Below are 12709 nucleotides of genomic sequence, written 5' to 3' on the forward strand. Positions count from 1 at the left end.
CGACCCACTACGCCTGCCGCATCCCCTGTCCCGTGCGGTCGAGGTCGAGCCCGGTCTCGAAGTGCCGGAGGCTGCCGGTCAGCGGGTCGGTGAAGTCGATCATCGCGGCGAGCAGCTGGAGCGGTGCGGAGAAGTCGTAGGGGTCGGGGCTGCGATCGACCGGGTAGACCGGATCGCCGAGCAGCGGCAGCCCGAGGGCGTTCATGTGCACGCGCAGCTGATGGGTCTTGCCGGTGAGGGGTGCGAGCCGGTATTCGCTCACCCGTCCGGTCCCGCGGCCGTGGGATTCGATCTCGCCGAGGTGGTCGATCCGGCTGATCGCATTGACCTCCCCGGGCACCTCGATGACCTGCCGGCCCCCGGCGGGCTTGTGGAGGCGGGTGCGCCGTTCGAGGGGGAAGGACAGGTCGGCGGGCGGGGTGGGCGCGAGCGCCCGGTACGTCTTCGTCACCTGCCGGTCCTGGAAGAGCCGCTGGTAGCGGCCGCGGGTCGCCGGCCGCTTCGAGAGGATGAGGAGGCCGGCGGTGATGCGGTCGAGGCGGTGGATGGCGACGAGGTCGGGCTGGTCGAGGTCGACGCGGAGTCGGGTGACGACGCATTCGCGGACGAAGCGGCCGTTGGGAGTGCTCGCGAGGAAGTGCGGCTTGTCGACGACGAGGAGGTCCTCGTCCTCGAAGACGATCGCCACCTCGTAGGGAATCCGCGCCTCGGCGGGCACCGGTCGGTGGAAGAAGTAGAAGCCGCCGGGATCGACGGGATCACCCCAGGCCACCGGCCTGCCGGCGGCATCGCTGAGCTGACCGGGAATGAGGTCGCCCCCGTCACGCGGGGCAGAGTGGTGGCGTTCGTCGGCCGCGGCGCGCAGACCCTCGAGCTCGGTCGTCGACCGGGCGACCAGGCTGCGGAGCTCGAGGTCGGTGGCGTGAGGGAATTCGGATACCAGCCAGGCGCCGATCGAGGTGGGCACGGGCAGGTGGGCCTTGTCATGGGTGGCCAGACCCCCGGGCGCCCGCAGCGACGTTGCCGAGATGCCGTCTCGGGGCGGAAGGGGGCTGCGGGGCATGGTGCCCAGTCTACGAGGCGGAGATACCCGGGCGCCCTGCGGAGGCCTGCGGGGTCACGGTGAGGGCACCGTCGCGGGGCACTGCGGTCAGCGCTGCCCGGGAGAACGCGGAGACGCGGTCGACGATCCATTCGACTTCGAGCGGGTTCGGGGTGCTCCGGGCCGGATCGAGGAGGTCGACGACGTTCTCGCTGACGGCTCCGACAAGCGATCGGGCGAAGAGCTCGGTGGGGAATTCGGGGCCGAGGCAGCGCATGAGCGCCGTGGAGATCGCGGCGACGAATCCGCGGCGCAGGGCACGGCGCTGGGCTTGGATGGGTTCGGGAACCTCTTCGAGGAGGAGAGCGTAGGCCAGCCCGCGGCCGGCGACCGCTCGGCGGATGAAGACGTCGACGACGGCCCCGACGACGGCCTCGGGCGTCGAGCACGCGTCGACCGCCTCGGTGATGACCGTGAGCTCACGTCCGGCGGCAGCGGCGAACACCGACGCCAGGAGCTCGTCGCGGTCGTCGAAGCAGCTGTCGATGACCCCCGTGGTGCACGACGCGGCGTGGGCGACGGCGGGGACGGTCGCGGCGGCGAACCCGCCGTCGGCGACGACGAAGCGCGCCGCATGTTCGATGCGTGCGCGCCGCTGCGCGGTGTTGGCACGACTTCGGGCAGTCTCCAGGTGGGCCACAGCGCCCCTCTCTCGCAAAGGTGAATGAATATTCAACCGTTGACGAGTATGGCACCCCTCACATGATGAATCAACGGAGGGCCTGTGACCTCGGGGTTTGCCCGCGGCCGACCCTGCCCCGCCTTCCTGGAGCGCGAATTCACGTTGCCGGAGGCCGATCTCGCGCTCCTGTGGTCTACTGGGGCCATGGATGATGCGACGCGCACGATCTCCCGACTCATCGACCGCTCCCCCGCCGCGGTGGCCGCGTACGCCGGCGACCCGGCGAACCTGCCGGCGTGGGCGGCGGGGCTGAGCTCGGGAATCCGGCTTGAGGGAGGGCGCTGGATCACCGACTCCCCGATGGGCACGGTCGAAGTCCGGTTCACCGGCGATCGGAGTGCCGGCGTCCTCGACCACGACGTCGTGTTCCCCGACGGCACGGTCAATCACAATCCCTTCCGGGTCCTCCCCCACGGCGAGGTCAGCGAGGTCGCCTTCACCGTCGTCCACCGCGCGGGGATGAGCGCTGCGGACGTCGACCGCGACGCGGCGGCGGTGGCCGCCGACCTCGATCGGCTCGCCGCGATCCTCGAAGCGGACTGAAACGCACGAATGGCCCGGAACGCAGTGTTCCGGGCCATTCGCGGTGTCCTCGGGCCGACCGGGCCGTCAGGCTGCTCGAGCCTGCGGTGATCCGATCAGCCCGTGAGGGGACGGGTCGGGGAGGTCAGTCCTCGTCCTCGTCGTCCTTCTTCTCGACGACCAGGGTCTCGGTGGTGAGCACCAGGGCCGCGATCGACGCTGCGTTGCGCAGAGCCGAACGGGTGACCTTGACCGGGTCGATGATGCCTGCGGAGATGAGGTCGCCGTAGGAGTCGGTGGCGGCGTTGTATCCCTGGCCGGACTCGAGGTCCTGCACCTTGGAGACGACGACGTAGCCGTCCTGGCCGGCGTTCTCGGCGATCCAGCGCAGGGGCTGGACGATTCCGCGCTTGACGATCTCCACACCGGTGGCACCGTCGTAGTCGAGACCGAAGTCCTTGCCGTCGAGCACCTTGGCGGCGTGGATGAGTGCCGAACCGCCACCGGCGACGACACCTTCCTCGATGGCCGCACGGGTCGCGGACACGGCGTCTTCGACGCGGTGCTTGCGCTCCTTGAGCTCCACCTCGGTGGCGGCGCCGACCTTGATGACCGCAACGCCACCGGAGAGCTTGGCCAAGCGCTCCTGCAGCTTCTCACGATCCCAGTCGGAGTCGGTGTTCTCGATCTCGGAGCGGATCTGGGCGACGCGCCCGGCCACTGCGTCATCGGCACCGGCACCATCGACGATGGTGGTGGTGTCCTTGGTGACGGTGATCGTGCGGGCGTTGCCGAGCTCGTCGAGGGTGACCTGGTCGAGCTTCATGCCCATGTCCGGGGTGACGACCTGACCACCGGTGAGGACGGCGAGGTCCTCGAGGATGGCCTTGCGGCGGTCACCGAAACCGGGAGCCTTGACGGCGCAGACGTTGAGGATGCCGCGCAGCTTGTTGACCACCAGCGTCGACAGCGCTTCGCCCTCGATGTCCTCGGCGATGATGAACAGCGGCTTGCCGGCCTGCTGCACCTTCTCGAGGACGGGCAGGAGCTCCTGGATGTTGGAGATCTTGCCCTGGTTGATGAGGATGAGCGCATCGGACAGGATGGCTTCCTGGCGGTCGGCGTCGGTGACGAAGTGCGGGGACAGGTAGCCCTTGTCGAACTGCATGCCCTCGGTGATCTCCAGCTCCACGTCGGAAGCCTGGGATTCGTCGATGGTGATGACGCCGTCCTTGCCGACCTTGTCGAAGGCATCGGCGATGAGCGAGCCGATCTCCTCGGACTGGGCGGACAGACCGGCCACGTGGGCGATCTCCTCGGAACCGGCGACATCGCGGGAGATGGAGCCGAGTTCGTCCGAGACGGCCTCGACGGCGGTCTCGATGCCGCGCTTGAGCGCGCCGGGGGCGGCACCTGCGGCGACATTGCGCAGACCTTCGTTGACGAAGGCCTGAGCCAGGACGGTCGCGGTGGTGGTTCCGTCACCGGCGATGTCGTTGGTCTTGGTGGCGACTTCCTTGGCCAGCTGTGCGCCGAGGTTCTCGTAGGGATCGTCGAGCTCGACCTCACGCGCGATGGTGACACCATCGTTCGTGATCGTGGGGCGCCCACTTCTTGTCGAGAACGACGTTGCGTCCGCGGGGTCCCAGGGTCACCTTGACGGTGTCAGCGAGAGTGTTGACACCCTTTTCGAGTGAACGACGGGCCTCGTCGTTGAATTCCAGATTCTTAGGCATTCGTCCTCCTGTTCTCTAAGCGTTGTTCAGGTGGATTCAGCCGATGACGGCGAGCACGTCGCGCGCCGAGAGAACGAGGTACTCTTCGCCGGCGTACTTGACTTCGGTGCCGCCGTACTTCGAGTAGATGACCTTGTCGCCGACAGCGACGTCGACGGGAACGCGGTTGCCGTTGTCAGCAACGCGGCCGGGGCCCACTGCGACGACTTCGCCTTCCTGCGGCTTCTCCTTGGCGGTATCGGGAATGACCAGACCGCTGGCAGTGGTCTGCTCGGCTTCGACCTGACGGATGACGATCCGATCTTCGAGTGGCTTGATGGAGACCGACATATCGGGCTCTCTCCCTTCGCTGGGTGAATAACTTGCGTGAAGTCAGACGGCGGCGGCTGCCTGAGGAACCTCTCGTCGTCGCGGGTGCCGAGGAGTTCGACCGTCTTCATGAAACTGGCACTCACTGAGCGTCAGTGCTAATTCGACTCTATGACTCCTTTAGCACTCGGTCAACTCGAGTGCCAAAGAATTGTCACGCTCTCGGCGAAAGCTCAGGGTGCCGGTCAGGGTGCATGGAAGGCCGCTTGGCGCCGGGGCGGGGAGGCCGCCTCGGCGAGGGTGCCGACGCAGGCGGAACGGGCACGCCCGGTGGCCGCGGTGGACCGCCTCGGCGAGGGCCCGGACGGACACGCTTCGGCGGGGATGCGGAAGAGGGACCCCGGAATCTTCCGGAGTCCCTCTTCTGCCATTCAGCTGTTCTGCTCGCGCAACCGCCCTGCTCAGGCCGCCGCGCTCAGCGCCTCATCCTTCAGACGAGGCAGGTCACGCGCAGGCCCACTGGCCCCATCCGGCCTTCGCCTGCAGCTTCTTCGCACGGTCGAACTGCTCCTGCGGGCTGGCGTCGATCGGGTTGCCCGATCCGCCGACGCTGCGCCAGGTGGCGAGCTTGAACTGGAAGAGTCCGAAGTGCGCGTTGTTCTGCTTGTTGACCGCGCGGGGGTTGAAGTTCGATTCGCACTTGGCGACCTGGTACCACTTCGAGCCGGGTCCGCCGAGCATCGCCTTGATCTCCTCGGTCGACATCGAACCGCCGCCACCGGAGCCCGAACCCGAGTCGCCGGAGTCGCTGCCGCCGGAGCCGGAGTCACCGGAGTCGCTGCCACCGGAGCCGGAACCGGAGTCGTCCTTCGGAGCCGGGGCTTCCTTCTTCTTCGTGCCCTCGACGACGACCTTGGCCTGCGGTTCGGAGAGGACCTTCTCGCCCTTCTTCTCCTTCTCGACCTCGTCGCCGTTGATGGTCTTGACCGCGTACTCGACTTCCTTCTCACCGGCCTTGCCCTTGTCCTCGACCTTCGTCTCACCGACGTAGAGCGAGTCCGACTTCTTGGTCTGGGTCTCGGGCTTGATGTCTTCCTTCTCCTTGACGGTCTTGTTCTCCACCCGGTTGACGGTGAGAACCTGGCCGTCGGTGACCGATGCGCTCATCGGCACGGAGAGGAAGTCGTCCTTGCCGAGTTCGACCTTCGCCTCGCTGAGGGCGTCCTCTGCGGTCTCGACCGGAGCCGTGACCTTGACGTCCTTGCCGTCGGCGACGACGGTCAGCGCCTTGGCGGTCGTCACCGCGATGTCGGTCGGGCTCTCGACCTCGAGCTTGTCGTTGGCATCGGCGCTGAGGTCGGCGTCCTTGGCGTCGACGCCGAGGTCGGCGAGCGCCTGGCCCACGGTGTTCGCGGTCGTCCACTCGTCGGTCTTCTTGCCGTCGACGGTGAGCGAGATGTCCTTGGCCGTGTTGACCGTGACCGTCATATCGCGGTCGATCTTCGTGTCGATGCCGGGCTTGACCTCATCGTTCTTCTCGAGGTCGATGTCCTGGCTGTCGAGAATCTGGCCGACGGTTCCGCCGAACGTGCGGATCTCCTTCGGCTCGCCGTTCACCTCGAGGGTGACGGGCTTGTTCATGGTGAGTACGGCGCCGGTGCCACCGACGAGACCGGTGATGACGACCGCCTGTGCGGCGATCTGCACCTTGCGGTTCTTGAGAAAATCAATCACAGAAATATCCCCGAGCAGAGTTGATCAGCTGTTTGCAATTCGTCCACTGTAACCGATTCGTTACATGTAACGCAAAAGATCACGAATCCGTAACAGGAAGTTCCCAGACTCCCGGATTCTCGGCGATCGCGGCCGTTGCCATCGTCGCAGGTCACGTGCCATCAGGACCGTTTCCCGGGTTCTCAGGGTGAGACGGACACCACCGCCGAGGCGGCCGTGACCTCACCGTCGTGACCCGTCGTCTCCGCGTGGTCGGCGCCGCCGTTCGATGCAGCCATTCGGCGTCACCTAGCCCCGGCCGGTCACACGTGGCTGGTCAGCTGTGGCCGCGATGCCGGTCCGCCCCGGTCGCCATACCGGCTGACTCGCAGGCTCCCCGTCATCAGTCCCAGCTGCCGAGCGCGGTCTCCGCGTTCGTCCAGACCGCCTCGGCGAGGTCACCGGCGTCCATCCCGCGCACCTCGGCGAGCTTTCTCGCGGTGATCGGGGTGAGGTACGGACCGCCGGGCTTGCCGCGGTAGGGGTGCGGGGTGAGGAATGGGGCGTCGGTCTCGGTGAGGAGCAGCTCGAGCGGGGCGCTCGCGGCGGCCCTGCGCAGCTCATCGGCGTTCTTGAACGTGATGTTGCCGGCGAACGACATGAAGTAACCGGCCTCGGCGCATTCGCGGGCCATCGCCTCGTCGCCGGAGAAGCAGTGGAAGATCGTCACCTCGGGGGCGCCCTCCTCGCGGAGGATGCGCAGCACATCGGCGTGGGCCTCGCGGTCGTGGATCTGCAGGGCGCGGCCGGTGCGCTTGGCGATCTCGATGTGGGCGCGGAAGGACCGCTGCTGCTCGGCGATCCCGTCCTCGCCGGTGCGGAAGTAGTCGAGGCCGGTCTCCCCCACGACACGCATCCGGTCAGTGCTCGTCACAAGGGCTTCGATCTCGGTGAGCGCATCATCGAGCAGACCGGCCTCGGCCAGCCGCGGAGCCTCGTTCGGGTGGAGGGCCGCGCCGCCGAGCATCCACGTGCGCGGGCTCTCAGGCGGGGCCGGCACTGTCGCGACGACGCTCGGGTCGATGAGGGCGGACGCCGCGCTTCGACCATTCGCGTCGGTCTGGCTGCCGTTCGCATCGGCCTGACTGCCGCCAGTTCCGGCATGGCTCCCGTTCACATCGGCGACACCGGCACGGCCGGCGAACTGGGAGGCCACGAGCGCCGTCGTCCACCGGGCGGCCGGCAGGTCGCAGCCGATCTGCACGATCCGCCGCACCCCGGCCTGCTCGGCGGTGTCGAAGAAGAAGTCGAGGTCGGGGAACTCCTCTTCCTCGTCCGGAGTCACCTCGGGGGCCGGTTCGCCCGCACCCAGGGGCAGTCGCATTCCCGTGCCGATGTCGAGGTGAGTGTGGGTGTCGACGATCGGGTGGGGCAGGGGTTCGGGCACCGGAGGATACGTTCCGGCGGCGCGCGAGGCCATTACTCCGTCTCCTCCACGAACTTCGGGAACACCGGTTCGGGCTTCGGCAGCGATGTGCCGGGCACGAGCGGGTAGTCGATCGCGGCGAACGACCGGGGATCGATATCGGCGGCGGCCACGGAGCCTTCGGCCTCCTCGGCGAACGACGGGGCGATGCCGGCGGCAGCGACACCCGCCCCGGCGACGACGCCGACGGCGGCACCCGCGGACACGGTGTCCATGACTTCGGCACCCGACCCCGATTCGACGGCGGTCGGCAGGACCTTCGCCCCCGCCTCGGCGACACCGGCGGGCACCCCGAGGAGATCGAGGATCCGGCCCGCGGATTCGGGCATCACCGGCTGGATGAGGATCGAGATGATGCGCACGACCTCGATCGTCACCCACAGCACGGTGGCCATGCGCTCGGGATCGGTCTTCTTCAGCTTCCACGGCTCCTGCGCGGAGAAGTAGCGGTTGGCCTCGGAGAGGACCTTCCAGCACGCGTCGACATACTGATGCAGCGACTGGGTGTCGACGTGGGCTCGGGCGGTCGCCAGCGTGCCGCGGGCCAGCGCCAGCAGGGTCTCGTCCGCCTCGGTGAGCTCACCGGGCTGCGGAACCTGGCCGTCGCAGTTCTTCGCGATCATCGACAGTGAGCGCTGGGCGAGGTTGCCGTACTCGTTGGCGAGGTCGGCGTTCTTGCGGGTGATGATCGAGTCCTTCGTGTACGAGCCGTCCTGGCCGTAGGAGAACTCGCGGAAGAGGAAGAAGCGGACGGTGTCGAGACCGAACGCATCGACGAGGTCGATGGGATCGACGACGTTGCCGACGGACTTCGACATCTTCTCCCCGGCGTTGAAGAGGAAGCCGTGGGCGTGGACGCGGCGGGGCAGCTCGATGCCCGCAGACATGAGGAACGCCGGCCAGTAGACGCTGTGGAAGCGGATGATGTCCTTGCCGATGATATGGACGTCGGCCGGCCACCACTTCGCCAGGGCCTCCTCGTCGTCGGGGTAGCCGGCGGCGGTGAGGTAGTTCGTCAGGGCGTCGATCCACACGTACATCACGTGCTTGTCGTTGCCGGGCACGGGCACGCCCCAGTCGAAGGTCGTGCGCGAGATCGAGAGGTCCTTGAGTCCGGAGGCGACGAACGAGGCGACCTCGTTGCGGCGGGAGTCGGGCCCGATGAACTCCGGGTGGTCGCGGTAGAGCTCGAGGAGCCGGTCCTGGTACTTCGAGAGACGGAAGAAGTAGGACTCCTCCTCCGTCCAGGTCACCTCGGTGCGGGTCTCCTTGGACAGGCGCACGCCATCGACGACCTCGGTCTCGTCCTCGGTGTAGAACGCTTCGTCGCGCACCGAGTACCAGCCGGAGTACGAGTCGAGGTAGATGTCGCCGGCCTCCTCGAGCCGGCGCCAGATCGCCTGCGAGGCCGCGTAGTGGTCGGGGTCGGTCGTGCGGATGAACCGATCGAACGTCGAGCCGAGGGCCAGCTGGGTGTCGCGGAAGTTCTTCGCGTTGTCGTCAGCGAGTTCCTTGGGAGTGATGCCGAGCTTGTTCGCCGCCTGGAGCATCTTCAGACCGTGCTCATCGGTGCCGGTGGCGAAGAACACCTCGTGGTTGTCGAGGCGCTTGAACCGCGCGATGGTGTCGGCGGCGATGTACTCGTATGCATGCCCGATGTGGATGGCCCCATTGGGGTAGGCGATCGCTGTTGTCACGTAGTAACCCATAGGTCAATCAGTCTAAAGGACGCGCAGCGGCGGGACGGACGGCGTCCGCGGGGGTGGGTGCGTTGGTGGCCGACGGGGGAAGTCGCGGGGCGGGTCTGGGTGGAGTGGGTTCCCGCGCACAGGGCCGCCGGGCGGCCGCGCGCCTGCAGCCCCACGCCGTTAGAGCTCACCCTGGTTTGGAGAGCTCGGTTCTTGGCATGAGCTCTGGAAACCAGGGTGGGCTGTGACGAGAACTCCCGCCCGGCACCCCTGCCGGTCGACGCGGAACAGGCTCAGAGCCGAAGGGGCTTGCCCCTGAACTTCAGCAGCTCGGGCGCCTGTTGGAAGAGCTTCGCCCCGAACACCTGCGGATTGAGAATGTCTCTGAAGGCGAAGTGGACGACCTTGTACCCCATCGTCAGCAGCATGTTGTGCTGGTAGCTCTCCCGCTTCAGGCGACTACGTCCGAATTCCTCGTACTTGCCGGAACCGTCGACGCCAGCGCCGTCATCGTCTGCCGGTGGAGAAAGTCCAACCGTGTGAGGAAGTCCCCGTCGTGGGCGACATTCCACTGCTGGTCGAAATCGTGCAGGCCGAGGAGATGGAGATTGAGCGAACTTCGACTCTCCGCGTAGCTTTCCGACAGCGGAGAGATGCGCGCAATGAGGCTGTGAGCACGTCTGCGTCCACGCGTCAGTCGGAGAGCAGCGGGAGCGAAGTCCTGGGCGACGAGGTTCCGGCCGATGTCCGCGAGCACACGGGAATTGGCGAACCCCAAACGCTTCTTGAGTCCGTACTGCTTGTGGACTCCTCTTCGCAGGGTGGCTTCCAAGGCGGCGAACCCCGCGACCGGGCCGCCGTACTCGATGAGGTCCAGGCCGGTGCGGATCGAGCTCGTCACTTCCACATCAGACAGGTGCGCTCGATCAGCGCTGGGCACCGTGCGACGGAAGCGGCGGATGGCTGGGCTCAGTGTGCTCGCAGTCGGATGCATGACTGTCAGCGGTCTGAGCGGCAGGTCGAACATCGGCAGGTCGTGAAGAAGCGCTGCGGACACACCGGAGACGACATCGCCCCGGCGATAGTGCGGGTAGTGGATCACCTCGAGTCGTGCCAACTGAGCGCGAATCTCGCGATTCTCGATCTGCTCGGCTATCGAAGAGTCCTTGAATCGATCAGTCCACACTGTGTCCGTGATCAGCTCGCGGATGCGCGCATGGCGAGGAACGGTGCAGGCGACGGCGATCGAATACACCCCTCGGCAGACGCGGATGAGACAGCAGTCGACCGCTCGACTGATCTCCACGCTGGTCACCCCGGCTGCACGCAGGGTCTGAGAGGTCACCACATTGCACGTCGGCTGTTCCCTGTGATCGTCCATGCGCACACTCTGGCGCCGGCAGTCGGCCGCCGCATCTACGGATGAGCGTCCTGTGGAAACGCGATGACCGTCCACAGGCTGTGCGAGCACAAGTGCCCACAGTGTCCCCAGGGGCCCGACGGCACCGCCCCAGCATCAACATCCCTGACATCGCCGCACTGCTTTGCGCCTGGTCGTCGCAGTTCCTCACAGACGTATCACCGCAGGCGAGAGTGCCAGGATTCGAGTTCTCGCCGACATTGTGAGGCACATCGGAGGCGTGAGACCACGCAGCTGAACGGACCGCAGACCTCGCCCGCGCCGCTTTGAGCTCTGTCGAGTACGAGCGGCTCACGTTGTGAACAGAGCCGCCCAAACGAAGGTGAGCCCAAACCGTCCACAGCCGATCGCACACGAGTGGGACCGCGCGGCGGGCCCGACGGGTCGACCGCGCACGGACGCGCACGGCCCGGCGTCACTCGCGGTGGAGCCAGGCCTCGTAGATCTCGCGCTTGGACAGGCCGAAGCGCTTCGCGATCTGACCGGCCGCGTCCTTCGCGCGCACACCCGAGTCGATGAGCGCCTCCATCTCGCCGAGGTGGTCCTCCGGAGCCGTCTCCACTGCGGTGGCGCCGGCGAGGACGAGGGTGAGTTCCCCGCGCAGCCCATCGGCGGCGAGCTCGCGCAACGACCCGACGGTGCCGCGCAGCGTCTCCTCGTACGTCTTCGTCAGTTCCCGGCTGATGCTCATCGGCCGGTCGTGGCCGATGACCGACGCGAGGTCGTCCATCGCCTCGGCGATCCGGTGCGGGCTTTCGAAGAAGACCATCGTCCGCTTCTCCGACTTGAGCTCCTCGAAGAGCGTCCTGCGAGCCCCGGACTTCCGGGGCAGGAAGCCCTCGAAACTGAAACGGTCACTCGGCAGACCGGAGACGGCGAGCGCCATGAGCACCGCCGACGGTCCCGGCGTCGCGGTCACCGGCAGATCCGCCTCGGCGCACGCCCTGACGACGCGATATCCGGGGTCGGAGACCGCCGGCATCCCGGCATCGCTGAGCAGCACGACGGTCTGCCCGCCGCGGACGAGGTCGACGATCTCGGGCGCGCGGGACTGTTCGTTGTGGTCGAAGACGCTGAGCACGCGCTTGGTGTGCGCAATCCCCAGACGCTGAGCGAGGGAGAGGAAACGGCGGGTGTCCTCGGCGGCGATGACGTCGGCAGTCGAGATGGCCTCCCGCATCCGCGGGCTCGCATCGCCGAGGTTGCCGATCGGAGTCCCGACAAGGATGAGTCGTCCGCCTGCCGGCTTACCGTCGTGTGACGGGTCGAGTGCGTCTTCGTCGATCGAGGGATCGCGGTCTGAGGCAGAGTCGGCCCCGAGGTCGCCGGACTCCGAGTCACCGAACTCCGGGCCACCGGACGCGACGGCGGGCAACCCGGTCGGCTCCTCACCGAGGACCGGCTCGGGCGCCGTCCGCTCAGGCGCCGGCCGTGCCGGATGCGGTCTCGTCAACTGTACGAGCCGGCGGTGCCGAGGAATCCGACCCCGAGGATCGCCACGAAGAAGAGAATGTAGACAATCCAGAAGAGGATCCAGAGACCCGTGCCGATGTAGCCGACCCAGAGGGCGGCGATCGCCATGCCGTCGCCGCGCTCGCCGCGCTCTCGGATCTGCTTGCGGGCGATGTGGCCCATGACGATTCCGGCGATGCCGGCGAGGAAAATGCCCGAAATGGTGCCGAAGATCGAGGCGACCAGGGCGATGATCGCCAAGGTGTTGGTGGGTGCCAGCTGCTGGTAGCCGACTCCGGCGCTGCCGTAGCTCGCGGGACCGTACGCGCTTCCGTAGTTCGCGACCTGCTGGTTGTTCGCGGCCTGGTAGCCGCTGGGATCGTAGCTGTTCGACGGCTGCCCGGACTGCGGCTGCTGGTAGTACATGTCGGGATTGTTCCAGTTGTTCTGACTGCTCATGACTTCTCTCCTCGGGGATTCTCCCTCAACCGTACCGAGCGCGGCACCGAGACCAAAGGCGAACGTGTTGCAATCCTGCATCGTCGACTGTCGGAGGTCCCCTCAGAGCCGTACTGAGTCCGCTCTTCAGAGACGTGGAG

At 67.1% G+C, this 12709-nt stretch carries 11 protein-coding genes and 1 pseudogene; 1 reads left to right on the top strand and 11 read right to left on the bottom strand.

The genetic code is table 11. From position 1 onward, the window contains the following. Positions 1–7: 7 nt before the first annotated feature. Positions 8–1063 carry a pseudouridine synthase gene (locus AC2W7K_RS02660; RefSeq protein WP_198499442.1) on the bottom strand — a complete coding sequence of 352 codons (1056 nt, stop codon included), beginning with the start codon at positions 1061–1063 and terminating at the stop codon, positions 8–10. Positions 1064–1073: 10 nt separating this feature from the next. After that, on the bottom strand, positions 1074–1742 hold the full coding sequence (locus AC2W7K_RS02665; RefSeq protein ID WP_198499443.1) for a TetR/AcrR family transcriptional regulator: 669 nt from the start codon (positions 1740–1742) through the stop codon (positions 1074–1076). 186 nt (positions 1743–1928) lie between these two features. Between AC2W7K_RS02665 and AC2W7K_RS02670 the strand changes: the two genes are divergently transcribed. Then, a complete protein-coding gene (locus tag AC2W7K_RS02670) occupies positions 1929–2327 on the top strand; it encodes an SRPBCC family protein (protein ID WP_198499444.1) in 399 nt (132 codons plus the stop codon). Positions 2328–2451: 124 nt separating this feature from the next. Here the strand turns inward: AC2W7K_RS02670 and groL are convergent. From groL to AC2W7K_RS02715, 9 genes and pseudogenes are all read right to left on the bottom strand, one after another. Beyond that, positions 2452–4042 (bottom strand): annotated as a pseudogene (gene groL, locus AC2W7K_RS02675) (chaperonin GroEL). A 36-nt stretch (positions 4043–4078) separates the two neighbouring features. Further along, positions 4079–4372, bottom strand: a complete 294-nt coding sequence (gene groES, locus AC2W7K_RS02680; protein ID WP_009376237.1) for a co-chaperone GroES — start codon at positions 4370–4372, stop codon at positions 4079–4081. Between the two features lie 483 nt (positions 4373–4855). Next, a complete protein-coding gene (locus AC2W7K_RS02685; protein WP_486005719.1) occupies positions 4856–6085 on the bottom strand; it encodes a ubiquitin-like domain-containing protein in 1230 nt (409 codons plus the stop codon). 382 nt (positions 6086–6467) lie between these two features. Next, positions 6468–7544 carry a TatD family hydrolase gene (locus AC2W7K_RS02690; RefSeq protein ID WP_198499446.1) on the bottom strand — a complete coding sequence of 359 codons (1077 nt, stop codon included), beginning with the start codon at positions 7542–7544 and terminating at the stop codon, positions 6468–6470. After that, positions 7544–9259 carry a methionine--tRNA ligase gene (gene metG, locus AC2W7K_RS02695; RefSeq protein ID WP_198499447.1) on the bottom strand — a complete coding sequence of 572 codons (1716 nt, stop codon included), beginning with the start codon at positions 9257–9259 and terminating at the stop codon, positions 7544–7546. Before metG ends, AC2W7K_RS02690 begins: the two co-directional genes overlap by 1 nt. A gap of 272 nt (positions 9260–9531) precedes the next feature. After that, positions 9532–9666, bottom strand: coding sequence for a hypothetical protein (locus tag AC2W7K_RS02700; RefSeq protein WP_486005720.1), 135 nt, complete (start codon positions 9664–9666; stop codon positions 9532–9534). Between the two features lie 23 nt (positions 9667–9689). Then, positions 9690–10625, bottom strand: coding sequence for a hypothetical protein (locus AC2W7K_RS02705; protein ID WP_486005721.1), 936 nt, complete (start codon positions 10623–10625; stop codon positions 9690–9692). A gap of 448 nt (positions 10626–11073) precedes the next feature. Next, positions 11074–12033, bottom strand: a complete 960-nt coding sequence (gene rsmI / locus AC2W7K_RS02710; RefSeq protein ID WP_486005722.1) for a 16S rRNA (cytidine(1402)-2'-O)-methyltransferase — start codon at positions 12031–12033, stop codon at positions 11074–11076. 74 nt (positions 12034–12107) lie between these two features. Next, a complete protein-coding gene (locus tag AC2W7K_RS02715) occupies positions 12108–12569 on the bottom strand; it encodes a DUF4190 domain-containing protein (protein ID WP_486005723.1) in 462 nt (153 codons plus the stop codon). Between the last annotated feature and the right edge of the window lie 140 nt (positions 12570–12709).

The sequence above is a fragment of the Brevibacterium sp. LAARM2_SD2 genome (assembly GCF_057364785.1).

What these genes read in the sequence shown, in the direction of transcription:
- AC2W7K_RS02715 (WP_486005723.1), bottom strand. Translation starts at nt 12,569, where the DNA reads ATGAGCAGTCAGAACAACTGGAACAATCCCGACATGTACTACCAGCAG.
- AC2W7K_RS02670 (WP_198499444.1), top strand. Translation starts at nt 1,929, where the DNA reads ATGGATGATGCGACGCGCACGATCTCCCGACTCATCGACCGCTCCCCC.
- AC2W7K_RS02700 (WP_486005720.1), bottom strand. Translation starts at nt 9,666, where the DNA reads ATGCTGCTGACGATGGGGTACAAGGTCGTCCACTTCGCCTTCAGAGAC.
- metG (WP_198499447.1), bottom strand. Translation starts at nt 9,259, where the DNA reads ATGGGTTACTACGTGACAACAGCGATCGCCTACCCCAATGGGGCCATC.
- AC2W7K_RS02660 (WP_198499442.1), bottom strand. Translation starts at nt 1,063, where the DNA reads ATGCCCCGCAGCCCCCTTCCGCCCCGAGACGGCATCTCGGCAACGTCG.
- AC2W7K_RS02690 (WP_198499446.1), bottom strand. Translation starts at nt 7,544, where the DNA reads ATGGCCTCGCGCGCCGCCGGAACGTATCCTCCGGTGCCCGAACCCCTG.
- groES (WP_009376237.1), bottom strand. Translation starts at nt 4,372, where the DNA reads ATGTCGGTCTCCATCAAGCCACTCGAAGATCGGATCGTCATCCGTCAG.